At 50.5% G+C, this 24,663-nt stretch carries 21 protein-coding genes and 1 riboswitch; of the genes, 9 read left to right on the top strand and 12 right to left on the bottom strand.

The annotated features are described in order from the left end of the window. Positions 1–3 precede the first annotated feature (3 nt). From dinD to C4S39_RS02175, 3 genes are all read right to left on the bottom strand, one after another. Positions 4–837 carry a DNA damage-inducible protein D gene (gene dinD, locus C4S39_RS02165; protein WP_103965417.1) on the bottom strand — a complete coding sequence of 278 codons (834 nt, stop codon included), beginning with the start codon at positions 835–837 and terminating at the stop codon, positions 4–6. Continuing rightward, positions 830–2,053 carry a restriction endonuclease subunit S gene (locus C4S39_RS02170; RefSeq protein ID WP_103965418.1) on the bottom strand — a complete coding sequence of 408 codons (1,224 nt, stop codon included), beginning with the start codon at positions 2,051–2,053 and terminating at the stop codon, positions 830–832. Before C4S39_RS02170 ends, dinD begins: the two co-directional genes overlap by 8 nt. Before the next feature lie 81 nt (positions 2,054–2,134). Continuing rightward, on the bottom strand, positions 2,135–3,367 hold the full coding sequence (locus C4S39_RS02175; protein WP_374953010.1) for a type I restriction endonuclease subunit R, EcoR124 family: 1,233 nt from the start codon (positions 3,365–3,367) through the stop codon (positions 2,135–2,137). Positions 3,368–4,035: 668 nt separating this feature from the next. Between C4S39_RS02175 and C4S39_RS02180 the strand changes: the two genes are divergently transcribed. The 5 genes from C4S39_RS02180 to C4S39_RS02200 all read left to right on the top strand — a co-directional run bounded on the left by C4S39_RS02180 (position 4,036) and on the right by C4S39_RS02200 (position 11,012). Next, on the top strand, positions 4,036–5,457 hold the full coding sequence (locus tag C4S39_RS02180) for an efflux transporter outer membrane subunit (protein WP_258039236.1): 1,422 nt from the start codon (positions 4,036–4,038) through the stop codon (positions 5,455–5,457). 42 nt (positions 5,458–5,499) lie between these two features. Beyond that, entirely contained in the window at positions 5,500–6,057 is a 558-nt protein-coding gene (locus C4S39_RS02185; RefSeq protein ID WP_103965420.1) for an NADPH-dependent FMN reductase, read from the top strand. An 88-nt stretch (positions 6,058–6,145) separates the two neighbouring features. Beyond that, positions 6,146–7,324 (top strand): efflux RND transporter periplasmic adaptor subunit, encoded by a 1,179-nt coding sequence (locus C4S39_RS02190; RefSeq protein WP_258039237.1) that lies wholly within the window; start codon positions 6,146–6,148, stop codon positions 7,322–7,324. Positions 7,325–7,332: 8 nt separating this feature from the next. Further along, on the top strand, positions 7,333–10,542 hold the full coding sequence (locus tag C4S39_RS02195; protein ID WP_103965422.1) for an efflux RND transporter permease subunit: 3,210 nt from the start codon (positions 7,333–7,335) through the stop codon (positions 10,540–10,542). Beyond that, positions 10,539–11,012 carry a DUF192 domain-containing protein gene (locus C4S39_RS02200; protein WP_258039238.1) on the top strand — a complete coding sequence of 158 codons (474 nt, stop codon included), beginning with the start codon at positions 10,539–10,541 and terminating at the stop codon, positions 11,010–11,012. The genes C4S39_RS02195 and C4S39_RS02200 overlap by 4 nt, the downstream gene beginning before the upstream one ends. 18 nt (positions 11,013–11,030) lie before the next feature. Here C4S39_RS02200 and C4S39_RS02205 read toward each other — a convergent pair whose 3' ends face one another. Then, positions 11,031–12,368, bottom strand: coding sequence for a DEAD/DEAH box helicase (locus C4S39_RS02205; protein ID WP_103965424.1), 1,338 nt, complete (start codon positions 12,366–12,368; stop codon positions 11,031–11,033). A 211-nt stretch (positions 12,369–12,579) separates the two neighbouring features. Between C4S39_RS02205 and C4S39_RS02210 the strand changes: the two genes are divergently transcribed. Next, entirely contained in the window at positions 12,580–13,725 is a 1,146-nt protein-coding gene (locus C4S39_RS02210; protein ID WP_103965425.1) for a methyltransferase, read from the top strand. 68 nt (positions 13,726–13,793) lie between these two features. Here C4S39_RS02210 and C4S39_RS02215 read toward each other — a convergent pair whose 3' ends face one another. The 6 genes from C4S39_RS02215 to C4S39_RS02240 all read right to left on the bottom strand — a co-directional run bounded on the left by C4S39_RS02215 (position 13,794) and on the right by C4S39_RS02240 (position 18,876). Then, the gene (locus tag C4S39_RS02215; protein ID WP_258039239.1) at positions 13,794–14,180 is read right to left on the bottom strand and encodes a nucleotide pyrophosphohydrolase; all 387 of its coding nucleotides are present in this window, start codon (positions 14,178–14,180) and stop codon (positions 13,794–13,796) included. Positions 14,181–14,205: 25 nt separating this feature from the next. After that, on the bottom strand, positions 14,206–14,886 hold the full coding sequence (locus tag C4S39_RS02220) for a DUF4276 family protein (protein ID WP_103965427.1): 681 nt from the start codon (positions 14,884–14,886) through the stop codon (positions 14,206–14,208). Then, positions 14,886–15,962, bottom strand: a complete 1,077-nt coding sequence (locus C4S39_RS02225) for an AAA family ATPase (RefSeq protein WP_181023730.1) — start codon at positions 15,960–15,962, stop codon at positions 14,886–14,888. Before C4S39_RS02225 ends, C4S39_RS02220 begins: the two co-directional genes overlap by 1 nt. 140 nt (positions 15,963–16,102) lie before the next feature. After that, the gene (ettA, locus tag C4S39_RS02230) at positions 16,103–17,767 is read right to left on the bottom strand and encodes an energy-dependent translational throttle protein EttA (protein ID WP_103965429.1); all 1,665 of its coding nucleotides are present in this window, start codon (positions 17,765–17,767) and stop codon (positions 16,103–16,105) included. A gap of 109 nt (positions 17,768–17,876) precedes the next feature. After that, positions 17,877–18,104 (bottom strand): DUF2835 domain-containing protein, encoded by a 228-nt coding sequence (locus tag C4S39_RS02235; protein ID WP_103965490.1) that lies wholly within the window; start codon positions 18,102–18,104, stop codon positions 17,877–17,879. Positions 18,105–18,135: 31 nt separating this feature from the next. Beyond that, positions 18,136–18,876: a pseudouridine synthase gene (locus C4S39_RS02240; RefSeq protein WP_103965430.1), complete on the bottom strand. Its 741-nt coding sequence runs from the start codon at positions 18,874–18,876 to the stop codon at positions 18,136–18,138. Positions 18,877–18,983: 107 nt separating this feature from the next. Between C4S39_RS02240 and C4S39_RS02245 the strand changes: the two genes are divergently transcribed. Next, positions 18,984–19,436: a rhodanese-like domain-containing protein gene (locus C4S39_RS02245; protein WP_103965431.1), complete on the top strand. Its 453-nt coding sequence runs from the start codon at positions 18,984–18,986 to the stop codon at positions 19,434–19,436. A gap of 71 nt (positions 19,437–19,507) precedes the next feature. On the opposite strand, the gene C4S39_RS02250 is transcribed toward C4S39_RS02245, so the two are convergent. Together C4S39_RS02250 and thiC are read right to left on the bottom strand one after the other, a co-directional pair. After that, a complete protein-coding gene (locus tag C4S39_RS02250) occupies positions 19,508–20,332 on the bottom strand; it encodes an undecaprenyl-diphosphate phosphatase (protein WP_103965432.1) in 825 nt (274 codons plus the stop codon). Between the two features lie 45 nt (positions 20,333–20,377). After that, positions 20,378–22,273 carry a phosphomethylpyrimidine synthase ThiC gene (gene thiC, locus C4S39_RS02255; RefSeq protein WP_103965433.1) on the bottom strand — a complete coding sequence of 632 codons (1,896 nt, stop codon included), beginning with the start codon at positions 22,271–22,273 and terminating at the stop codon, positions 20,378–20,380. A 36-nt stretch (positions 22,274–22,309) separates the two neighbouring features. Beyond that, positions 22,310–22,416: riboswitch (TPP riboswitch) on the bottom strand. 64 nt (positions 22,417–22,480) lie between these two features. Between thiC and C4S39_RS02260 the strand changes: the two genes are divergently transcribed. Together C4S39_RS02260 and C4S39_RS02265 are read left to right on the top strand one after the other, a co-directional pair. Beyond that, a complete protein-coding gene (locus C4S39_RS02260; protein WP_103965434.1) occupies positions 22,481–23,134 on the top strand; it encodes a protein-L-isoaspartate O-methyltransferase family protein in 654 nt (217 codons plus the stop codon). An 88-nt stretch (positions 23,135–23,222) separates the two neighbouring features. After that, entirely contained in the window at positions 23,223–24,578 is a 1,356-nt protein-coding gene (locus C4S39_RS02265) for a TolC family outer membrane protein (protein WP_103965435.1), read from the top strand. Positions 24,579–24,663: the final 85 nt, after the last annotated feature.

Genomic DNA, 24,663 nt, shown 5'->3' on the forward strand with positions numbered 1-24,663 from the left:
GGCTTACTGATCCTTGTCACCTTGCGGGGGCAGGGTTCTGGTGCGTTTTGCCAGTTTCTTTTCTTCTGACTTCACCCGGCGTTCCAGCTTCTGCAGGTCCTCCTCGGCGGCGAGGCTTTCCGGTTTGATGCCGCGCTGCCCCAGCATGTTGCGCACGCTCTCGTTGTTTTTTACATGCTCATGGGTAATCGTGGGCTCCTCGCGCAAATTGGCTTGTTCCACATTGTGATTGGTCATTTCTGTGGCCAGGTTTTTGGCGGCAATCGTCAGCGCAGGCAAGAAATCCGCCAGCAGACGGCTTTTCACAATGCCGTATTTGTCTTTCATGGCCTGAGCGGTATGCCCGCCGAAGAGCGCATGATCACCTTTGGAGCGGATACGGCCAAAGCCGGCATCATCCACGCCGCGCTCGAAGATGTTCTGCGACAGGGTTTTTTCCGATTCCCTCAGCCGGTCGCGATCTTCAATCAGCTCCTGCTTGCGGGTTTGCACGGCAAAATAGCTTTGCGCAAAGGCAATCTCGGGCTTGCGCGGGTCGCCGTTCTGGGCAATCAGGTAGCAGGCGTAACGGGTGAGCATAAAATCATCGATTTCACGCTTCGAACCGCTGCCCAGCCCGACCATTTTCGTGACGCCACGAAAATGGTCGGAAGCTTCATGGCCAGAGGCTTCACAGGATTCCATGGCACGCTGGATGGCGGTTTGAAAATTCTCCCAACGGGCATAACCCGGAGGCGCTTGCAGATCCCGGGCGAACCAGAATTCAATGCCTTCGGCATCGGCGCGCCGCACGGCGGCTTCAAGGTTTAGTTGCAGGATTTGCAATTGCTTATCCATGACTCAAGTTCTTTTGAGATTCAACGGATGGGAAAAGCTGCTGCATCAGCCCTTTTTTATGGGTCTTGAGCGTAGCGAGCTTTTGGGTTTGCGCAATGATCAGCTCGTCGATGGACGAGAAGCAGTCGGCTATGCGTTGTTGTTCCTCGGGCACAGGAACATGGAATTTGTATTTTCTGAGCTGATTACCGTTTATTGAGTTAATTGTTGCTCCCAAGTCTGCGTCCACCTGTTTTTCGTATGCTTCTGTTTGAAAGAGCTGGAAAATAAATGTTGCCGATTTTGATCTAAATACCGTCATAAATGCGCCATGCGTACATGGCGGCATTACCTCAGGAATAAGTGCGTTTTTTCCAATTAAAGATTTCGAGCCATTTCGAACACAGATCAAAATGTCGTTTGGTTTTGATGGATTGGCTCCTTTTATGTCTGGCCTTACAAACACATTGTCTTCCAATACGATCGTGCCATTCTGGACATTTGATGACCTTAAGACCAACAATCCCTCATTGCGTATATCGTCAGGGCTGTACGTCAAGCCAGAAACAAGTTCTCCTAGCTGGCCAAGCATTCTCTCTTCCCACTCTCCCGCATCCCGAAACTCAGGAAAGCGCAGCCTGGGCAGGGTTTCGCCTTTGGCGGGGAAAAACTGCTGCATCAGCCCTTTTTTATGAGCCTTGAGCGTGGCGAGCTTTTGGACCTCCAGGGTAATCAGTTCGTCAATGGACGAGAGGCAATCGGCGATTTTTTGTTGTTCTGGTTCTTGAGGGACGACGCTCGGAACTTTATCTAAAACCTCAACCGATAGCCCTGGTTGTGCCTGCCCTGTTGCAAACCTGTTTAGGTTGAGCAAATCAAGCGTGTAAAACAACCAATCTACATTGATGCCTTCTTTTGGTGTAACAACTACAGCATGCTCAGTGGCATGAAATTGGCCGTTAACCAGATTCACATTTCCGCACAAGGCGCCTTGACGCCCAATGAGTGGGTACTTTCCTGAATGGGTGTGTGTCTTCGTGTAGCCTCGCAAACCATTGCCGCCATAGCAAGGATATGAGTCACCATTATAATCTTCAAAAATATCCGAGGCAGCAACAAACTTACCGGCCTGCATAACGCAAATGGCTTTAAGTGGTTTTTCTTCCCACTCCCCCGCGTCCCGAAACTCAGGAAAGCGCAGCTTGGGCAGTAACGCCTGCTTTCTTTGCTCACGCATCGCTTTCCTCCGAAGGCGGTAAAACCACCCCGTCAGGCTTCGCCTGCCACCCCTCCAAAGGAGGGGGATGACCGGGTGATTTTATTGCTCATACGCCCCCAACCCAGAAATCTCGCGCCCTTGGGCGAGTTTGTGCAGCAGCGGAATCAGGTCTTCCATTAGCGCCAATTTGGCCTTAGTTCGCGCTTTCCATCCCAGCTCCAGCGGGGCGAACAAATCACTCAGCTGGTCGCCATCGAATACCATACGACGCAGGATGCCGTCCACGAAGGCTTGCAGGGCGATGGGATTCAGTCCGTGTTTTTCGGCAATGACGGTCAGTTCGCGGACATTCTTTTCTGTCTTGAAGCGTTCAAAGCCGGTGCGGATGGCCTTTTCATCCAGCCCCTTGCCCGCCTCCAGCGTACTGATATAACCGGTAATGTCGTCGCGCTCATCCATGAATTTGGCATCGGACTGGATCAGGCCAATCAGTTGTTCGCGGTTCATTTTCTGCTTGCTGGGTTCCTGCTGCGAGTAGCGGGCAATCAGGGCCATGATGTAGTCGTAGTCGATCAGGCTGGATGCAAACAGCACAAACTCGAAATCGAGCTGCTGCACTTCCGGGCCGGTCTGATCACCGCCTTTGTCCTGTTTTTCCTTCAGGCGCTGGGCCGTCTCCAGATAAACGCCCTTGAAGCCCTGCAGCTGTTCCCTGGGCAGCACTTGCTCGATGGTTTGCCTGTTGTCATCGGTCAAGTCGGTGTATTGGTCGAGCTGGGTCTTGAAGCGCTGCACTTCCTTGAACAGGTTGATGAACTGACTGCGCGCGGCGTCTCCCTTGAGGTTGGGCACTTGTTCCGGTTTGTTGTCCAGTCCCTGGGATTGCATGAAGTCGCTTAAGCTTTGCACGGCGGTTTGCAGCTTGCCGATGACCGCCGGCGCTTTGTCCACCAGCCAGATTTCCTTGGGCGGTTTGGTAGTTTGACCAGAGAACAATCCAATGGCGGTATCCACGGTTTCCTGCTGCTGGCGGAAGTCGAGGATGTTGCCGTAAGGCTTGGTGTCGTTGAGCACGCGGTTGGTGCGCGAAAATGCCTGAATCAGGCCGTGGTACCTGAGGTTTTTGTCCACGTAGAGGGTGTTCAGGTATTTGGAATCGAAACCGGTGAGCAGCATGTCCACCACGATGACGATATCGATCTTCTGCGCGTGGGGCAAATCCTGGTTGGGGTATTGCTGATCCTTGATGCGCTTTTGCACATCCTGGTAGTAGAGGTCGAACTCGTTGATGCTGTGGTTGGCGCCAAAGCGGTCGTTGTAGTCGGCAATGATGGCCTTGAGAGCGGTGTTCCGTCATCGCGCTCGAAGCTGTTCTTTTCGCGCAGGTGCCGGGTGGCGGCGAAGACATCGGCGTTAACAATTTCATCCCTCAGTCTGGAAAATTCTGAATTCGTTAGCTCGACGCGATTAAGCTCTTCGAATCTCTCACGAAAGTTTTTCTCTAGTGCCTCCCGATCACGAATATCGGGGCGATAGGTATATTTGAGCTCTCCAAGCTTAGTGATCAGATCTTGCTCAATTTGAATTTCTGTTGCTGTCATTGGAACGATTCTGAGAGTTCAACCGGATAATTCTACAGCTTTTGACTGTTTCTCGTCAGGCCTGATCGATTCGGCTTGTTTGCTTAATAGGGAAAAGCTTTAATGTTGCCTGACAGTATGGTCAAAAGTGTTCGCTTGAGGGTATATCGCTATTTTATCTTAATGAGCCTGGTAATTCCGGCAGCCGTTTTAAGGCTACTCAACGCGGTGGGAAATGAGTGGCTGCCAGATACATACTGCATACAATTCCTAATTTTGTAATAAATACATGCTATGTTATAAGTACTTTCATAAATTAATTCTAAAGCTTTTAAGCTGCGATTGACATCAACACAAAGCTGATGTGATTCTGATCATCATTTTGTATATACTATAAAAATCTCTATCTTCAATGCTCAAATGAAACAAATGCGATACTGGATTCGCAACCTATCAATCCTGCCCATCCTGCTGCTCACGGCTTGTGCAATGGGGCCGGACTTTATTCGTCCGCAAGTTGATACCATCGAGAAATTCCGATTGTCGGAAATGGAGGGGGAATCGATTGCCAACCTGCGCTGGTGGGAATTGTTGCAGGATGAAACGCTGCAGCAGTTGATCCGGCAAGCTTTGCAGGAAAACAAAGATCTTAAACGGGCTATCGCCAGTGTTGAGGAATTTGAGGCGCGATCGCGCATTGCGTTTATGGGTTTTGTGCCTAATATGGATTACGATGTAAACGCACCGGTGTTTGGCAAGCTGAGTGGATTCGGGATTCCCGGCTTCCCAACGCCTTTCAGTTATTTCGGGCGGACCACGTTAAACTGGGAAATCGATATCTGGGGCAGGATTCGCCGCTCCAACGAAGCCGCCCGCGCCGATCTGATGGCACGGGAGGAAAGCCGCCGCGCCATCATTCTGGCGCTAATCAGCTCGGTCGCCCAATCCTATTTCGATCTTTTGCAGTTTGATATCCAGCTGGATATTGCGCACCGCGCATTGTTTTCATGGGAAGAATCAGTCGCTATTTCGCGCGCGCAGTTGCAAGGCGGCATCATTTCGCGCCTCGATCTGGATCAGTTTGAAGCGGAGCGCGCGAATGCGGCTTCCCGGGTGGCTGAGCTTGAGCGCCGCGTGGCACAAAAAGAGAATGAGCTCAGCGTATTGCTGGGTAGAAACCCGGCAGCGATAGCGCACAGGCATCTACTGGCAGAACAGGTGATTCCGCCCGAAGTACCCGCCGGCCTGCCGTCCGAATTGCTGCAGCGGCGCCCTGATATTCTTCAGGCCGAACAAGCCCTGGCAGCCGCCACCGCCAGAATCGGCGTAGCCAAAGCGGCAAGGTTTCCCAAATTGTCGATTACCGGTTTTCTCGGCGTGGCCAGCCCGGCTTTATCCAATCTGCTCCTTTCCGGCAACGAGTTTGGCGTGGGTGGGCTTGGTTTGGCAGGTCCATTGCTCAATGCGCAGAGCCTGGGTTTTGAACAGCGCGCTGCAGAAGCGCAGGCAAGACAGGCGTTAGCGCAATATGAGCAAACGATTCTGATCGCATTCAAGGAAGTGGAAGACGCATTAGTGGCTATCCGCACCATCGGCGAACAGCTTAAAGCGCAACGGCAGCAAGTTGACGCCCTGCACTCGGCCTTGCATGTTGCAGACTTGCGCTATCAGGGAGGTATTACCAGCTATGTCGATGTGTTGCTCGCCAAACGCAATCTGTTTGACGCAGAATTTTCCCTGAGTGCGGCGCAGCGCTTTCATCTCGTATCCATTGTTCAGCTATACAATGCTTTGGGCGGTGGATGGGCGCCGGAATATAGCCGCAATAATGACACCAAGTAAAGCCATACTGAACACACTCGCATCAACACGGAGGAAATCGTCATGAATAAATATCAAATCGCTGTCATAGTGGGCAGCCTGCGCCAGGATTCATTTAATCGCAAACTGGCACATGCCATAGCCAAATTACCGCCTCCGGGGTTTTCCTTCAAACAGATCCGGATCGATGATTTGCCACTTTATAATCAGGATGATGATGGCAGTCCGGCAGAACCGGTAAAACGGTTAAAGGCGGAGATCAGCGCAGCGCATGGACTGTTGTTTGTCACGCCGGAATACAACCGTTCGATTCCCGGCGTGCTTAAAAATGCCATTGATCACGCTTCCCGTCCTTACGGCCAGAGCGCCTGGGCGGGTAAGCCCGCCGGCGTTATTGGCGTATCGATAGGCGCTATTGGCACCGCGATGGCGCAGCAGCACTTGCGCAATATTCTGGCGTATCTGGATGTACCCACGCTGGGCCAGCCCGAAGCGTTTATCCAAATGAAAGAGGGATTATTCGATGCAAACGGGGAGATCGGCGCAGACAGCAGGAAGTTCCTGCAAAACTGGATGGATCGATATATTGCCTGGGTAGGGAAGCATGTTTCTGGCGCGTGATTTTGTAATTCTGATAGGATCATTCAACTGATTGAATATAATGCTTAATAAAGAATATAAAACCATGGAGTTAGCGATGTGGCGGAACATGGATAACATTTACCTGTACATAGGATTTTGCCTGATTCTTCTAACGGGCTGCGCTGAGAAGCCTGCGGAGCCTTCTGCCCCGGCGCCGCAGGTCGAAGTCATCACGGTAACAACGCAAGCGATTCAGGATGAACCGGAATTCATCGGACAAACGGAAGCTTTTCGTCCGGTCGAGATCCGTTCGCAAGTCAGCGGAATCATCAAAAAGGTCCTTTTTACCGAAGGCCGCAATATTAAAGAAGGCAGCCCATTATATTTGATCGATCCTGTTCCGTTCAGAGCCATCTATCTCAGCACCAAAGCCAGAGTGGCTCAGGCTGAGGCACGGCTCGTCCTGGCCAGACAGGATTTGGCGCGCGTGCTTCCACTGCTGGAACAGCAAGCGGTCAGTAAAAAAAATGTCGATGACGCGCAAGCAGAGGTTCGAGGAGCCAAAGCCTCTCTGGAGGCGGCACAAAACGATCAGGTCAAAGCCAAATTTGACCTGGATAATACAGCGATTTCCGCACCGGTAAATGGCCGCATTGGCCGCAGCCATTTCTATGAAGGAAGGTTGATCTCGGCTCAGGAAACGCTTCTCGCGACGATCGACCAGCTTGATCCGATGTATGTCAATGTCAGCGTTCCTGAAAGCTATCTTCTGCGCCGCCGGCGTGAGATCGCTGAGCATAAGGTGGAGCGGCCGGATATTTTTCAATTACGCGGCGTCATGACTTTCTCGGATGGCAGCGTGTATCCGCAAGAAGGCGTGCTTGATTTTGCAGATGTCGCCTTGCGGCCTGAAACCGGCACATTGCAGGGGCGATTTGTATTTCCCAACCCTGAAGGCGCTTTTGCTCCGGGGCAATCCTATTTTTATCCCGGCCAGTTCGTCAAGATCCGCATTAAAGGTTATACGCGCACCGAGGCCATCCTGATTCCGCAACGCGCTGTGCAGCAAGGACCCAGCGGTTCGTTCGTCTATGTCATTGACAAGGAAGATAAGGCGGAACTCAGAGCGATCCGGGCCAGCATGTGGCGTGGAAAAGAATGGCTGATCGAAGAGGGGCTGCGTCCTGGGGAACAGGTGGTGGTAGAAGGCTTTTTCCGGATTATCCCCGGCGCGAAAGTCGATCCAGTACCTCATCAGAAAGAACCAGCCGCTTCAGCTCATAGTTCCGAGGAACCCAATCCGTAAAGTACGCCATGAACTCGAACTCTAATTTCTTCATTGACCGGCCCATTTTTGCTTCGGTCCTGTCCATTATTATTGTAGTCATGGGCTTGGTTTCATTACAGAAGCTACCCATCGCGCAGTTTCCGCAAATTACGCCTCCGATGGTGCAAATCGAGGCGGATTATCCGGGCGCCAGCGCGGAAGTCGTGGCGGAAGCAGTGGCACGTCCGATTGAAGTGCAACTGCCGGGTATCGATAATCTTTTGTATTATGAATCGACCAGCACGAACGATGGGCACATGACCATGAAACTCACGTTCGAGATTGGAACCGACGTGGATATTGCGCAGGTGCAAACGCAGAACCGGCAACGTCTGGCTGAACCGCAACTGCCCGATGAAGTTATACGGCAAGGCATTACCGTCAAAAAAACATCGCCCGATTTATTGGCAGTGATTGCGTTGAGCTCAACGGATCCCACACATGACACCGTTTTTCTCTCAAACTATACTTTGCTGCGCATTCTCGACAACATCAAACGGCTTCCCGGTGTTGGGGATGCGGTTGTTTTCGGCGGGCAGAATTACTCCATGCGGCTGATTCTCGATCCCATCCGCATGGCGCAACTTAACATCACACCCTCCGAAATTGCATCCGTGGTCAGAGAACAAAACCGGGATTTTCCAGCCGGCAGAATAGGCCGCGAACCGACACCCAAAGGTACGGAATTGACCATTCCGGTAATTACTCAAGGCCGCATGAGTGAGGTCAAGGAATTTGAAGACATGATCATCCGTGCTTACCCGGATGGTGCCATGGTGCGGATGCGGGACGTTGCGCGCGTGGAATTGGGTGCCCAATCCTATGATCTGCAGGGACGGTGGAATGGAAAGCCCAATACTTTTTTATTGACCTTTCTGTCACCAGGCGCAAATGCACTCGACACCGTTCAGGGGATTCGCGATGAAATGGACAAGCTTGCCGACAGCTTTCCGACGAGCGTGTCTTATGATATCCCTTACGACACGACGACATTCATTGATGTTTCCATCAGGGAAGTAGTCAAAACGCTGGCCGAGGCGCTGATATTGGTGATTCTGGTCGTCTATCTGTTTTTGCAGAGTTGGCGCACCACGCTGATTCCGGCTATTGCCGTTCCTATTTCGCTGATCGGAACGCTGGCCGGCATGGATATGCTGGGATTTTCGATCAATACGCTGACACTTTTCGGTATGGTTCTGGCTGTTGGTATCGTGGTGGATGATGCGATCGTAGTCGTGGAAAATGTCGAACGGCATATGACTCAAAACGGACTCTCGCCCCGGGATGCAGCAATAAAAGCCATGACCGAAGTGACTGGACCGGTGATTGCCATTGTTCTGGTACTGGCCGCCGTATTTGTACCCGTGGCGTTCCTGGGTGGAATCACCGGGGAATTGTACAAGCAATTCGCCATCACCATTGCGCTATCCGTAGCTATTTCCGGATTTGTGGCGTTAACGCTCAGCCCGGCGTTGTGTGCCTTGGTGCTCAAGCCAAGCCACGGTACTCCCGCGCGATTCTGGAGAACATTCAACGGTTTTTTTGATTGGGCTCAGACAAAGTATGTCGGATCAGTCGGGGTTATCATTAAGCGATCAGTCATTTCACTTGCCGTTTTCATGATGCTGATACTGGTTATTGTCGGTCTGTTCAAAACCATTCCAGGAAGCTTCCTGCCGGAAGAGGATCAAGGGTATTTTATTACGATGGTGCAGTTACCGGAAGGCGCCTCACTGACGCGTACCATTGAGGTTCTGGAAAAAGTTGAAGGATACTTTGAAGGAATTCCGGCTGTTCATTCAACCGACACGCTGGCCGGTCAGAATTTTATTTTCGGTACTCGAGGAGCCAATCAAGCCACGATGTTTATCCCTTTGCATCATTGGGATCACCGTAAGAATACCGATGAACAGGTACCCGGTCTGATTGCCGCAGCTTTTCAGGAATTCGCCAGGATTCCGGAAGCTTTGATTCTGGCTTTTAATGCCCCCTCGATCCCTGGCTTAGGCACTACCGGCGGCTTTACAGCGCAATTGCAGGATCCCAGCGGCGGTGATTTCGCCGAATTTGCCGCCGTGGCGCAGGAGTTTGCCGCCAAAGCCACGGAACACCCGGCGATTGCAGCGGCCAACACCAATTTCCGCATCAGCTCGCCCAGACTGTTCGCCACGATAGACCGCGAACGCGCCAAGGCACTGGGTGTTCCGATTTCGGAGGTATTCGATACCATGCAGGCCTATTTTGGTAATCTGTATATCAATGATTTTGTGAAATTTGGCCGCGTCTACCGGGTACAGACTGAGGCATTACCTGAATACCGCTCCAACCCGGATGATATCAGCAAAATTTACGTGCGCGCCCAGACAGGCATCACGCACACCATGATTCCTCTGGACTCGGTGGTCACCACCGAGTTCAATAGCGGCCCGGATCCCGTGACGCATTTCAACGGATACAATTCGGCGCTCATATTGGGCGGCACGGCACCCGGTTATAGTTCGGGGCAAGCGCTTGAAGCATTGCAGCAAATTGCCGATGAAATTTTGATACCGAAAGGCTATTCGATCGATTGGAGCGGAATCTCCTTGCAGGAACGCAAGTCGAGCGGGCAATCAACATACGTGTTCGCTTTCGCCTTGCTGATGGTATTTCTGGTACTGGCCGCCTTGTATGAAAGCTGGTCCATTCCATTTGCCGTTATTCTGGCGATCCCGTTTGGAATTCTGGGCGCTCTACTGGCAATCTGGACACGGGGTTTGACCAATGATATTTATTTTCAAATCGGATTGGTGACGCTGATCGGATTAGCGGCCAAGAATGCCATTCTGATTGTGGAATTTGCCAGTCAGCGGTACGCGGCGGGAATGTCATTGACCGAAGCGGCGCTTGATGCGGCGCGGCTTCGTTTCCGGCCCATCATCATGACGTCGATGGCATTTATTCTGGGTGTAGTGCCACTGGTCATTGCATCCGGCGCAGGCGCAGCCAGCCGTCATTCAATCGGCACCGGCGTATTCGGCGGCATGCTGGCGGCCACATTCCTGGCGATCTTTTTTGTCCCGCTGTTTTATGTCGTGATCGGCAAGCTTACGCGGCGCGACAAACCGCCTGCAAGCCCGATCGAACCGCAACCAGCAACGGCGCTGGCACCCCCGCAAGACGATCAAACCAGCATCGATGATAAAGAAAAACAGTGAGCAGAAAATTAGCATGGCACTTCGTTGCAATGGTCTGCTGTGGATTATTATTATCCAGCCATGCGATCGCACAAGATAGCGCTCAATCGCGCCTGCCTACGGTCGAGCTGACAGCCGGCATGCATGTCATTCAGGCCGAGGTTGCTCGCACCTACGACCAGCAGAGTACCGGTTTAATGTATCGCCGGAAGATGGGGATCAACGAGGGGATGTTATTCGTATACGAGGCGCCGCAAATACGCTGCTATTGGATGCGTAACACGCATATACCGCTAACCATCGCTTTTATCGACGATGAGGGCGCCATCGTCAATCTGCGCGACATGCAACCACGCAGTGAGCGCTCGCACTGTTCCACCAAACCCGTGCGCTATGCCCTGGAAATGAACCAGGGCTGGTTCAAAGCGCGGGGCTTAAAACCCGGCTTCAAGCTGCACGGCATTCCGCTCACCCCGGTAGTCATACCGTAAAGTTTGCGAAGGTACGGACTAACGCCCCCGCCCCCCGGCTGCTCTACGAGGCTCATCAAAACGTTGACGGGACGATGGCGGAAAACCAGCACCCGCAGGCTTTTTAGCCGCCGGTTTCCTGTTTGCCGGATTTTTAGACGGATGGCGTGAAGGCATTGTGCCACGTGGCTCGCCGCTACGGCCATTTTTAATAGGCTCCGCCTTGATACGGGGGTCCGGTTCAAAACCGGCAATCACCTGGCTGCGCAATTCATGCTTGATCAGTTTTTCGATCGCCGCGAGCAACTTGATTTCATCCACGCACACCAAAGATACGGCATCCCCTTCCGCCCCAGCTCGGCCGGTCCGGCCAATGCGGTGAACATAATCCTCGGGCACCTGGGGCAATTCAAAATTAACCACGTGCGGCAATTCACTGATATCAATGCCACGCGCGGCAATATCGGTAGCCACGAGAACCTGCAGGCTTCCTGTCTTGAATTTGGCCAATGCATGAGTACGTGCAGCCTGGCTTTTATTGCCATGAATTGCCAGTGCCGGAATACCGCCTGTGGTCAGAAATTCTGCCAGTTTGTTGGCGCCGTGCTTGGTACGGGTAAATACCAGCACCTGCGACCAGCCATGTTGCTTGATCAAATGCGCCAGGAGATTCCGTTTGCGTTCACGATCCACCGGATGCACCACATGCGCGACCTTATCGGCAATCGCATTACGGCGCGCAGCTTCAATCAAGGCTGGCTGGTTGAGCAGGCTATCCGCCAGCGCCCGGATTTCGTCCGAGAAAGTCGCTGAAAATAATAAATTCTGCCGTTGTTTGGGCAACAATGCGAGAATTTTCCTGATATCCCGGATAAACCCCATATCGAGCATGCGATCGGCTTCATCCAGCACGAGGATTTCAATTTGTGACAGATTCAACGTTTTTTGTTGTACATGATCCAGCAAGCGTCCCGGTGTTGCGACCAGGATATCCACGCGGCTTTTCAGGCGGGTGATTTGCGGATTGATATTCACGCCGCCAATCATCATCATTGAACTTAACTTTAAATATTTGCCATAATCACGCACGCTCTCTTCCACTTGTGCCGCAAGTTCCCGCGTTGGCACCAGGATCAGCGCTCTTATCGGAGGTCGTCCGGCGGATGGCCCTTTAACGCTTTTATCAGAAAGGCGATGCAGGATCGGCAAGGTAAAGCCTGCCGTTTTGCCGGTACCGGTTTGCGCTCCGGCCAACAGATCGCCGCCCGTCAGGACGGCGGGTATAGCTTGTTTTTGAATGGGTGTAGGTACGGTATAACCGCGTTCAGTAACGGCACGGATAATTTCATCGGACAAGCCGAGAGTAGCGAAAGACATAAAACTCCAAGGAAGGTTAACGGTTTGTCATCCCGTGTCGGGCATGACTATCAAGACGAAGGGATGAAGGATACTGCCATAAATCCAATTCTAGTAGCGAGTATAATATGAAATGGTTTCAAAATCTTAACAATTATCAATAAGTTTCTAATTCTTTCATGGTTTTATATTTTTATTCTGCTGCTTGGTTTATCGCGCCGCCACTACCGCGATGAATGATGAGTCCATTGTTCATTGGCAGGAAACGGACGGAGAGAAGTCCGCGCGCTGGCGTTCGGAAAAAGGGTTGCCAGCACCCAAACGGGTACAGGTTATTGATGATCGCATGCCAGCAAATAGCGCTTACCGACTGGCATGCGAAGGAACCGCATTGCTTTGGCGCGGAGATTTCCAGAATGCACGTCAACTGCTGCACGCAATGGCACGGCGCGCCGATAAAATAAAACCGGGAAAACCAAAACAATCGGCCGCGTCACCCGCCGAGGCGTTTCACCGGCATCGCCTGGCGCAATCACAACGCGCCCGCGTATTGGAAAAGCTGTTGATTCCTTTTAACGCCGATCACAGCATTCCGTTGCGCCGCGCACCGGATGTGCATGCTGCATGTCTCGAAGTTAATGATTCAAACACGGAACCTTACGTCACATCACTGCGTGAACTGCTAGGATTAATCGGCGCACACGAATGGCGCAAAAAAGGCATTCTGATTCCAGCTTTGGGTGCCGTGATTCATCCACATTACGGGGTTTTTGCGCCGATTCGCAACGAGTATGTCCAACTGATCGCTCAAGCGCCGATTCCCGAACTGCTGGCAACAGAATCCACGGTATTTGATATTGGCACCGGGACCGGTGTATTGGCCGCAGCACTAGCGTTACGGGGAGTTCGGCATATCACCGCAACCGATCAGGATGCGCGCGCATTGAACTGTGCGCGTGACAATCTGACGCGCTTGAATGTGCTGGATCAAGTTGAATTAGTGCAAACCGATCTTTTTCCACAAGGGCAAGCGGCGCTGATCGTATGTAATCCGCCCTGGATTCCCGCGCGTCCCAGCTCACCCCTGGAACATGCCATCTTTGATCCGGATAGCCGCATGCTGCGTGGATTTCTGCACGGCCTCAACACCCATCTGGCACCCGGCGGCGAAGGTTGGCTGATCTTGTCCGATTTTGCCGAACATTTGGGATTGCGCACGCGCGCTGAATTGCTAGCCGCGATTGACGCGGCAGACTTGAAAGTCTTGAGTAAAACCGATATCAAACCGCATCATCCGCGTGTTTCGGACACCAGCGACCCACTACATGCTGCCCGTAGCGCAGAACTGACCTCGCTGTGGCGGCTAACCACAAAATGACGAGAAGCAGGTAAGCAAGAATTTTCCTGCAACGCAGCATGGATGAAATCTGGATTTTTAAAAACGGTCTATAAATCTGTGTATTTCTTTGCGCTTCCCCTGGATTTCTCAACCGGATACTTCAGCGCATTCTTTTCAATCTTCTCCAGTACGATTTGTTTCACATCAAAATCGTACTTTTCAGCCAGCAGAAAAGCAAACGCCAAAACATCGGCCAACTCTTCTTTTACTTTGTCGATATCCGCTTGCTCAGAAGATTTCCACAAAAAAGCTTCCAACAACTCACCCGCCTCAATATTCAGCGCCAGCGCGAGATCTTTCGCGGTGTGAAATTGCGCCCAATCGCGCTCATCGCGGAATTTGAGGAGGGCTTGGGTGATTTCTTGGGTGTCGTTCAATTGAAGTAAATCTCTTGTTGAAAAACTATCTAGTATTAGAAGAAAAATAAAAAACACGAGATAAGAAATTATTAATTTACTGTTAATTCAAAAGATTAAATTTCTCTAATTGTGATATCCAACTATTAAAGTGCGGACACTTATTTCGTAATATTGGCAAACCAATTGCTGTTGCCGCAGGTGCTCCAACACGAACCTTCAAGCGTTCATAAATTGGAACATGCTTAATAATACGCTTGCTTGGCGCAGTTTCACGGCCTTCATTAATATCTTCTGGATTAAGATGCTTAACTTCTTTTGACAATGCAGCAAATGCCGTTTCTGTACCAGAGATTCTTTGTTGTAGCTGCATAAGATCACAATAAAGTAGTGTCTCAAATTCATGAAGCTGTATATAAGGCAAAAATCTTTGATCTCCCATTTCTTTTTTTAGAGCAGACTCGAGAATCTGCACACGTTCCATTGGTAACATTTTCTTTTGCGCATCTTCCCAGCCTGGAAATTCATGCGGAAGAGCATACAAATCAATCATAGTTGTAAACCGGGCTTCTGGTTTGTAATCTTCATGCATAAGTCGCAACAAATCATTTCGGATTTTTTCAAAATCCAGAATTCCTCCTCGCTTACCAAGCTTTCTATTAGTAAGAACAACGCGAGTTTTTACTTCTATAGAAAATGAAGCGAAATAGGGTTGCAGTACATCGTCTGCAAACTTTCGCTCGGATTGTCCTTCGACAGTAATATAAAGCCGCGACCAAGCCATCAGGGCTGGCCTCCCAACTCGTTTTTCTCCCACAACTGGCCTAAGGTATATTCCTCCAACCAGTCCTTAAGGCGATTTGGGTCTTGTCTCTCCAATACTGATTCACCATCTTTCTGGTTCACTACGATGACTTGTTCTGGTGTCAGTTCATCTAATAATAATGAAGATTGAGTTGAAACAATCAGTTGTGCATGTTGTGATGCTTCATGTAACAAACTTGCCAACAGCTTAATGGCATAAGGATGTAACCCAAGCTCCGGTTCATCAATAATAAGTGTAGATGCCGGATTGGGTTGCAACAACAATGTGGCTAAGCAAATATAGCGTAGTGTGCCATCGGAAAGTTGATGTGGGTAGTAAAGTAGATCTGAATAACGATCTTTCCAAAGTAACTGGGTTTGCCCATTAGAAATTTCTTTAAGTACAAACGCCCCAAAGAATGGAGCAACCTGTCGCACCGTTTCCTCAATTTGAGCAAAGTGATTGGGATGAGATTTTTCCATGTTCATCAGAAATGCAGATAAATTTGCTGCATTCCCGTGCAACACATCGTTATCCACCACATTACAAGGACCCATTACAGGTGCTGAAGGCGAGGTATCGTGAAAGTGATAAACACGCCAGTCATGGATTGTATTTACTACCCATTGTTCACTTGCAGACAAATTTTTTCTACGAATCAATGCGCTCTCAACGTGACCACTGCCTTGGTCATTTATAATTGGCCCATATTTCGGTCCAGAAAATGGTGTCGACTCGTGTGCAAAAAACAGCGAGCGATCATCTGCTGCACGAAGTGTAAATCTATATTCATTTCTCCCAAACTCGAGATGAGCATCTAGTTCGGGAGTTATCTTCATACCTCGGAAAAGGAAAGCATCAGCCCGTCCTCTTGTACTAACGTAATTCTGCAGCCCTTTATTTGGATCAAACATATGACCGAGCATTTCAAAGAAACGGATAAAGTTAGATTTTCCAGATCCGTTTGCGCCTATCAATACATTCAAGCCATTATTCAATCTGAATGACTTTAATTCACGAATAGATTTGTAGCCGGATAAGGTAATTCTATTCAATGAATGTCGTTCCGTTATGCTCATATGTGATGTATTTTAGAAATAATTCAAACTTATTTTTTGTGAGCAAAATGTGATGAAATCTGATTGCAAGCAAAACATATTCTCTAAACGTCACAACAATCACGGTTTAAAAGTTATCACCGACTAATCGGCTTATACCGAATCCGTTTCGGTTTCGCGCCTTCTTCACCCAGACGGTTTCTCTTATCCGCTTCGTATTCCTGATAATTGCCGTTGAAGAAGGTCCATTGCGATTCACCTTCGGCGGCGAGGATGTGCGTGGCGATGCGGTCGAGGAACCAGCGGTCGTGCGAGATGACCAGCACGCAACCCGCGAATTCGAGCAGCGCGTCTTCCAGTGCGCGCAGCGTTTCCACGTCGAGATCGTTGGAAGGCTCATCCAGCAGCAACACGTTGCCACCGGCGATCAAGGTTTGCGCCAGATGCAGGCGGCCGCGTTCACCGCCGGAGAGTTGGCCGATGACTTTTTGCTGATCGCCGCCCTTGAAGTTGAAACGTCCCAGGTAAGCGCGTGCCGGCGTCGTGTACTTGCCCACCACCAGCAAATCATTGCCGCCGGAAATGGCTTCGAACACGGTCTTGTCATTTTCCAGTGAGTCACGCGCCTGATCGACGTGCGCAATCTGCACCGTGTGGCCGATTTTCACTGCGCCGGAATCCGGTTGTTCCTTGCCGGTAATCAGCTTGAACAAAGTCGATTTACCCGCACCGTTCGGGCCGATAATGCCAACGATCGCGCCGGGCGGCACTTTGAAGCTCAGATTGTCGATCAGCAAGCGGTCGCCGTAGGATTTGGATACGCCGTCAAACTCAATGACTTCATTACCCAGACGTTCGCCGACGGGAATGAAAATTTCCTGGGTTTCGTTGCGCTTTTGATAATCCTGCGAGTTGAGTTCTTCAAAACGGGCAATACGCGCTTTGGATTTGGCCTGACGGCCTTTCGGATTTTGCCGTACCCATTCCAGCTCCTGTTTCATCGCCTTCATGTGCGCATCGATCTGCTTGTTTTCCTGTTCCAGCCGGGCTTCTTTTTGCTCCAGCCAACTGGAATAATTGCCTTTCCACGGAATGCCGTGACCACGGTCGAGTTCCAATATCCATTCAGCGGCGTTATCCAGGAAGTAACGATCATGCGTCACCGCCACCACCGTGCCGGGAAAGCGCACCAAAAATTGCTCCAGCCACTCGACCGATTCCGCATCCAGATGGTTGGTCGGCTCGTCCAGCAACAGCATATCCGGTTTTTCCAGCAGCAGCTTGCACAACGCCACGCGGCGTTTTTCCCCGCCGGATAAATTTTTAACCAGCGCATCCCACGGCGGCAAACGCAACGCATCAGCGGCGATCTCCATCTGATTCGCCGTGTCACTGCCGGCGGTCGCGATAATGGCTTCCAGGCGCGCCTGTTCTTCCGCCAGAGCATCGAAATCCGCGCCTTCTTCGGCGTATGCAGCGTACACTTCGTCCAGTTTTTTCTGCGCCTGCATCACCTCGCCCATGCCTTCTTCCACTTCCTCGCGCACGGTGTGCTCAGGGTTCAGCTTCGGCTCCTGCGGCAGATAACCGACGCGGATATTGGGCAGGCGCTGCACCTCGCCGTCAAACTCCTTATCCGCACCGGCCATGATGCGCAGTACGGTCGATTTGCCGGAGCCGTTCAATCCGAGCAAGCCGATCTTGGCGCCGGGGAAAAAGCTAAGCGAGATATCTTTGATGATCTGACGTTTGGGTGGAACCATTTTGCTCACGCGGAGCATCGACATTACATATTGGGCCATAAATTAAATAATCGCATTGGATGGAAAAAAGGTTATGAATACCAGAGGCAATAATGAAAGAGTGTAACGCACGCGCCTCAGCATTGAAAGCAGGGGCGCGGGATTATCGTTAATCGCCGATGCGGCTGATCGACACGAATTTATGGTTTTCATCAAAAACCAGTTCAAACATGCCATAAACGCCATGATTCTGCACCACGGAACGCAACACATTGGCCGGAAAATGAATGATGCGGCCATCCGTGGTTGTCGCCACCACCGTATCCACTTCGCCCTCGTAGTAGTATAAAAGCTGATATGCAGGAATTTTGAGTACAACGTGCAACCGTTGATGCATTACCTCCCTCACTGATTTCAAGGAATCATCGTCAAAACTTCTCGCCATCCTCCAGATAGCGCCACTGACCTTCGGGTAAATTGCCCAGCTTGACGTTGCCGATACGCACACGTTTCAAGCCGGTCACTTTCAGATTGACCAGCTCGCACATGCGGCGAATCTGGCGCTTTTTACCTTCTTGTAGGATAAAGCGCAACTGATCCTGATTTTGCCATGTCACGTTTGCCGGTTTCAATGGTTGGCCGTCCAGGCTAAGCCCATGATTCAGCAGCGCCAGTTTTTCCCGCGGCAAAACACCTTCAACCCGCACCAGATATTCCTTTTCGATTTTGGAATTCTCACCGATCAGTTGCTTGGCAATGCGTCCATCCTGTGTCAACACCAGCAAGCCTTGCGAATCGATATCCAGACGCCCGGCAGGCGCCAGGTTTTTTAAATGCGACGGCTGAAATCGCTTGATTGGTTGCGCCGGTTGCTTGGGAATAAACTGATTTTCCGGTTTGATCAGCACAATAGCCGGTCGGTAACCCGGTTCCGGCTGCCCGGACACATAGCCAACCGGCTTGTTGAGCAAGATTGTAACCAGACTGATTTGCTGCGCTTGCGCCGCTTTGTTCAATTTGATTTTTTGTGTGGGATAAATCTTAGTGCCCAGCTCGGAAATCTGTTCCCCATCGACAAACACCCATCCCAACTCAATATAGCGATCCGCTTCACGGCGCGAGCATAGGCCTTGTTCGGACATCAGTTTTGATAAGCGGATTTTCTCCATGAAGCGTTATAATGTTGGTAGTAAAAAGAATGAATGGAAAATTTGCATTGCCTTTATTATAAAGGTAATTAAACGATCGTTTTTAATAACATTATCAGGAGCATTTTATGGAAACTACCGCAGCCATATTGGAAAAAGCGCATCAACGCGCCGAAGAAATGGAGCTTCCCTACAAAGGCGCATTACTCCCGATGGAAGCTTATCGAATTTTACAAGAATCGACTCGCGCACAATTGGTGGATGTGCGCACCCGCGCTGAACTGGATTGGGTCGGACGCATTCCCGACGCAACAGAAATTGAATTGCGCGCTTATCCCGGCATGCAACCTAATGCAGATTTTCTTGGCCGGCTCGCAAGTCTTACCAATAAATCGCAGCCGGTACTGTTCATTTGCCGCAGTGGTTCGCGCTCGAATCAGGCCGCTATTATGGCCACACAAAGCGGCTTTACCGATTGTTATAACATCCTCGAAGGTTTTGAAGGCGATAAGGATGACCGTGATCAGCGCGGCAAGGTATCCGGTTGGAAAGTGGCAGGTTTGCCGTGGGTACAGAGCTAGAATAAGCCATCGACTACTCGGGAGATTGCTCCCGGGATTTTATTTCGTCAAATTAATTATACCGTCACACTTTACATTTCCGACCAGCCAATCACACCGGTATACGCGGTAACCAGAATGACAATGCCAAACACGATGCGGTACCACGCAAAAACGGTGAAATCATGATTGCTGATGAAGCGTATGAGTCCGCGGATCGCCACGAGTGCGCTGAAGAATGCACCCATGAAGCCGACAGCGAACATGCTTACGTCACCCCATTCCAGTATTGCGCGGTTTTTATAGACATCATAAAAAGTAGCGGCGAACATGATGGGAATAGCCAGGAAAAAAGAAAACTCGGCGGCAGCTTTGCGCGACAAACCGAAAAGCAAACCGCCAATAATGGTCGCTCCCGAGCGCGATGTCCCTGGAATCAGCGCCAGACATTGCGCCATGCCCACTTTCAGCGCATGCTTCCAGTCCATGTCATCGATCTGTTCCACATCAATCACATGATCCCTGCGCTCCGCCCATAAAATCACCACACCGCCGATGACGAGTGCCGTAGCCACCGATAAGGGATTAAACAAATATTGCTTGATCACATCAATAAACAGCAAGCCCATGACGGCTGCAGGCATGAACGCAATGAACAGGTTCAGCACAAATCGATTGGCTGAAGCGTCTGAGCCGATTCCCATCACGATACCCGCTATTTTCTTGCGGTATTCCCAGCACACGGCCAGAATAGCGCCCAGTTGTATCGCAATAGTAAACACTTTGCTTTTTTCATCATTAAAATCAAGTAAATCACCAAACAAAATCAAATGACCGGTGGAAGAAATCGGCAAAAACTCGGTCAATCCTTCAACCACGCCGAGGATCAGCGCTTTAAACAATAATATGAAATCCATCGGCGTGTTTATTGGGTGATATCCATTTGATCGGGAACGTTGTGGTTACAATTTACTGTAAATCTCAGCCCCTTTTTCCTTGAATTCCGCTGATTTTTGTTCCATACCCAGTTTTAACGCCTCTTCTTCCGCCACGCCCTGATTGGCGGCATATTCCCGGACATCCTGGGTAATCTTCATGGAACAAAAATGCGGACCGCACATCGAGCAGAAATGTGCCACTTTGGCGCCATCCTGCGGCAGGGTTTCATCATGGAATTGCTGCGCCTTATCAGGATCGAGGCTAAGATTGAACTGATCTTCCCAACGGAATTCAAAACGCGCCTTGGACAACGCATTATCGCGGATTTGCGCACCGGGATGCCCTTTCGCAAGATCGGCCGCATGCGCGGCGATTTTGTAGGTAATGATGCCATCCTTGACATCGTCCTTGTCCGGCAAACCCAGATGCTCCTTCGGCGTCACATAGCACAACATCGCGGTACCGTACCAGCCGATCATGGCCGCGCCGATGGCAGATGTAATATGATCATAGCCGGGTGCGATATCGGTCGTCAGCGGGCCCAGCGTATAAAAAGGCGCTTCATCGCAATATCTCAACTGCAGCTCCATGTTTTCCTTGATCAAGTGCATCGGCACATGGCCGGGGCCTTCGATCATGGTCTGCACGTCGTGTTTCCACCCAATTTGCGTCAATTCACCCAGCGTTTTCAGTTCGGCAAACTGCGCTTCGTCGTTGGCATCGTAAATGGAACCGGGACGCAGCCCATCACCCAGCGAGAAACTGACATCATAGGCTTTCATGATCTCGCAGATGTCTTCAAAATGCGTATACAGGAAGCTTTCCTGATGATGCGCCAAACACCATTTCGCCATGATCGAGCCGCCGCGCGATACGATACCGGTCATGCGTTTTGCAGTCATCGGCACATACGCCAAACGCACACCGGCATGGATGGTGAAGTAATCGACACCCTGCTCGGCCTGCTCGATCAACGTATCGCGGAAAATCTCCCAGGTCAGCTCTTCGGCTTTGCCGTCGACTTTTTCCAATGCCTGATAAATCGGCACGGTACCGATCGGCACCGGGCTGTTACGGATAATCCACTCGCGTGTTTCGTGAATATTCTTGCCGGTGGAAAGATCCATAACCGTATCGCCGCCCCATCGGATCGCCCAGGTCATTTTTTCCACTTCTTCCTGAATACTCGAACCCAATGCGGAATTACCAATATTGGCGTTGATTTTCACCAGAAAATTTCGTCCGATGATCATCGGTTCGGATTCGGGGTGATTGATATTTGCCGGAATAATGGCGCGCCCGCGCGCTACTTCGGCACGGATAAACTCCGCTGTGATCATTTTCGGTAATGATGCGCCAAAATCCTGCCCCGGATGCTGATGCGTCAACAATTCATGATTTTGCGCATTAAGCGCTTCCACGCGCTGATTCTCGCGGATGGCAATATATTCCATTTCCGGTGTAATGATGCCACGGCGCGCGTAATGCATTTGCGTGACATTCAAGCCTGACATGGCCCGGCGCGGCTGGCGCTGCAGGTTAAAACGCATATCCGCCAGCTTGGGATCCTGTAATCGCGCCTGGCTATAGGCAGAATTATGACCGGCCAGAATTTCGGTATCATCCCGCTCGGCAATCCATTTTTCCCGCAATGCCGGCAACCCGGAGCGGATATCGATTTTTACCGCAGGATCGGTATACGGACCGGAAGTATCGTAAACCCAGATCGGTGGATTTTTTTCTCCACCCATGCTGGTCGTCGTATCGCTCTGACGGATTTCCCGCATCGGCACTTGAATATCCGGACGAGAGCCTTGCACATAGATTTTGCGTGAATTCGGCAGCGGCTTTACGGCAGCTTCATCGACTTGAGCCGTTGCACTAGAAAAATTTTTTGGGTTTAAAACTGTAATGCTCATAATATAAATGCTCCTTAGAAATGCCATAAAGAGCGAGGGAATCAATCCCAGCTTCCCTACGGCGGCATTATCCGCGTCAGGTATTAAGGGACTCTCTCACCAGATTATCAGACAATTCTGAAAACGGACCCCTAGCTGATGCTGTGAAGCTAATGGAAATGTGAAATAATTGCAAGTCTAATGTTAATTTAACAATATGGAATAGAAATGGATCTTGAGCAAACGCGACTTAATATGGTGGTACAGCAAATTCGCACATGGTATGTCCTGGATGATACTGTGCTTGATTTGTTGTACAAAATAAAACGTGAAGAATTCGTACCTGCGGAAAATCTTGCGATGGCTTTTGTCGATATGGAGATTCCGCTGGGTTTTGGACAAGTCATGCTGACGCCAAAAATGGAAGCGCGCATATTGCAGGAACTGCACATCCGGAAAACTGACAAAATCCTCGAAGTCGGCAGCGGCAGCGGCTACATGACAGCGCTTCTGGCTGACAAAGGCGCGCATGTCCATAGTGTCGAAATCATCCCCGAACTGAAAGCAATGGCGGAACAAAACCTCAAAGCGCACGGGATTGCCAACGTCACTCTGGAGCAAGGCGATGCAGCACGCGGCTGGCCTAAGCATGAACCATACGATGTCATCGTACTGACTGCATCCACGCCGGTTTTACCCGATGCCTTTAAAAACAGCCTGACGCCGGGTGGACGGCTATTTGCGATTGTCGGCGAAGATCCGGTCATGGAGGCTTTATTGATCACTTGCGTGGCACCCGGCGAATTTACCACTACTACGCTGTTTGAAACCAGTACGGTTCCATTCATTAATGCGCAGCAACCATCAAGGTTTACCTTTTGAGTATCGAAGCGATTACGCCTGTTATCAAACAAAGCGATCCGCTCATTGCCGAATTTTCATCAACTCTGGATTTTTCTCGGAACAATTCATGAAATTTCCGCAATTGGTTTTTGCTATCTTGATTGGCGCTTTGTCGCTTTCTATTTCCACGCTGCAGGCTGCCGATCTGATGAGTATTTATCAAGAAGCTTTGGCGCAAGATTCGCAATATCGCTCGGCCCGGGCTGCTTATCAGGCGACGCAGGAAAAATTGATACAAGGCAGAGCCGGATTTTTACCCACCATCACGCTAACAGGGTCACGCACCGTTCAAGAGGTGAACGCAGGCAGCTTAATCAGTTCCGCAACGAACAGCAACATCGATCCCGCGCCAGTCACGATTCAATCCCGTGGCGTAACGATAACCGCAACGCAGCCGCTGTTCCGGATGGAAAATATTGTGATCTATCAGCAGTCAAAAACCGAGGTCAGCAGAGCCGATGCGCAATTTATCGTGGCCGGGCAAGATTTGATTTTGCGTGTCGCCCAAGCGTATTTTGACGTGCTGGATGCGCAAATCGATGTCGAGGTCGCCGAAGCGCAAAAAACAGCCATTCTGAAGCAACTCGAACAAGCCAAACGCAATTTTGAAGTGGGCGTATCCACTATTGTGGACACCAACGAGGCACAGGCACGGCATGATCTCACTGCATCACAGGAAATTGCTGCGCGCAATGCACTGGAAATTCGCAAACGCACGTTACAAGGGATTATTGATCGCTTTCCTGAAAATCTGATGAACGCAAAGGAAATTGCGTCAGACCTGAACAAATTAACTTACACCGGTATGGATGAATGGGTTCATGCCGCTGAAGAAAAAAACTTTGCATTAAAAATTCAACAGGCGGCATATGAAATCGCTACTCAGGAAGTAAAGAGAATCTGGTCACAACATTACCCGACCGTGGATCTCGTCGCGCAATACAGTGATCAGACGGGTGTCGGTGGCGCGATTACCGGCCGCGGCATCGATCTGATTTCCAAGTCCATCGGTGTCCAGCTTAATGTCCCTCTGTTTCAGGGATTTTCTGTACAATCCCGTGTCCGTGAAGCGCTGGCGAACCAAAATCGGGCATTACACGATCTGGAAACCATCCGGCGCAATATCACTTTACAAACCCGCCAGCAATTTTTAAATGTAACCAACGGCATTGCACAGGTTAAAGCACTCAAGCAAGCGTTGATCTCCAGCCAAAGTCAATTGGATTCCACCATGCTTGGACAAGAAGTCGGCGTCAGAACCGAGGTCGATGTGCTTAACGCACAACAACAACTCTATTCTGCCAAACGCGATCTTGCCAAGGCATATCACAGTTATATGATGTCCAGACTACGCTTGAGCGCAGAGGCCGGTGAACTGGATGAGGATACGCTAATACGAATTAACGCAATGCTCACCAAGTAATTATAGCCACCATTCAGAATAATTCGGCGAACGAGATGAAGCACGAGGCGCCCGGAACGCAGCAACTGAGACCTATCAACAAGAT

It is taken from the genome of Nitrosomonas ureae, from assembly GCF_900108305.1.
In the GTDB taxonomy this organism is placed as follows: domain Bacteria; phylum Pseudomonadota; class Gammaproteobacteria; order Burkholderiales; family Nitrosomonadaceae; genus Nitrosomonas; species Nitrosomonas ureae_B.

What these genes read in the sequence shown, in the direction of transcription:
- dinD (WP_103965417.1), bottom strand. Translation starts at nt 837, where the DNA reads ATGGATAAGCAATTGCAAATCCTGCAACTAAACCTTGAAGCCGCCGTG.
- C4S39_RS02170 (WP_103965418.1), bottom strand. Translation starts at nt 2,053, where the DNA reads ATGCGTGAGCAAAGAAAGCAGGCGTTACTGCCCAAGCTGCGCTTTCCT.
- C4S39_RS02180 (WP_258039236.1), top strand. Translation starts at nt 4,036, where the DNA reads ATGAAACAAATGCGATACTGGATTCGCAACCTATCAATCCTGCCCATC.
- C4S39_RS02185 (WP_103965420.1), top strand. Translation starts at nt 5,500, where the DNA reads ATGAATAAATATCAAATCGCTGTCATAGTGGGCAGCCTGCGCCAGGAT.
- C4S39_RS02190 (WP_258039237.1), top strand. Translation starts at nt 6,146, where the DNA reads ATGGATAACATTTACCTGTACATAGGATTTTGCCTGATTCTTCTAACG.
- C4S39_RS02195 (WP_103965422.1), top strand. Translation starts at nt 7,333, where the DNA reads ATGAACTCGAACTCTAATTTCTTCATTGACCGGCCCATTTTTGCTTCG.
- C4S39_RS02205 (WP_103965424.1), bottom strand. Translation starts at nt 12,368, where the DNA reads ATGTCTTTCGCTACTCTCGGCTTGTCCGATGAAATTATCCGTGCCGTT.
- C4S39_RS02210 (WP_103965425.1), top strand. Translation starts at nt 12,580, where the DNA reads ATGAATGATGAGTCCATTGTTCATTGGCAGGAAACGGACGGAGAGAAG.
- C4S39_RS02220 (WP_103965427.1), bottom strand. Translation starts at nt 14,886, where the DNA reads ATGGCTTGGTCGCGGCTTTATATTACTGTCGAAGGACAATCCGAGCGA.
- ettA (WP_103965429.1), bottom strand. Translation starts at nt 17,767, where the DNA reads ATGGCCCAATATGTAATGTCGATGCTCCGCGTGAGCAAAATGGTTCCA.
- C4S39_RS02235 (WP_103965490.1), bottom strand. Translation starts at nt 18,104, where the DNA reads ATGCATCAACGGTTGCACGTTGTACTCAAAATTCCTGCATATCAGCTT.
- C4S39_RS02240 (WP_103965430.1), bottom strand. Translation starts at nt 18,876, where the DNA reads ATGGAGAAAATCCGCTTATCAAAACTGATGTCCGAACAAGGCCTATGC.
- C4S39_RS02245 (WP_103965431.1), top strand. Translation starts at nt 18,984, where the DNA reads ATGGAAACTACCGCAGCCATATTGGAAAAAGCGCATCAACGCGCCGAA.
- C4S39_RS02250 (WP_103965432.1), bottom strand. Translation starts at nt 20,332, where the DNA reads ATGGATTTCATATTATTGTTTAAAGCGCTGATCCTCGGCGTGGTTGAA.
- thiC (WP_103965433.1), bottom strand. Translation starts at nt 22,273, where the DNA reads ATGAGCATTACAGTTTTAAACCCAAAAAATTTTTCTAGTGCAACGGCT.
- C4S39_RS02260 (WP_103965434.1), top strand. Translation starts at nt 22,481, where the DNA reads ATGGATCTTGAGCAAACGCGACTTAATATGGTGGTACAGCAAATTCGC.
- C4S39_RS02265 (WP_103965435.1), top strand. Translation starts at nt 23,223, where the DNA reads ATGAAATTTCCGCAATTGGTTTTTGCTATCTTGATTGGCGCTTTGTCG.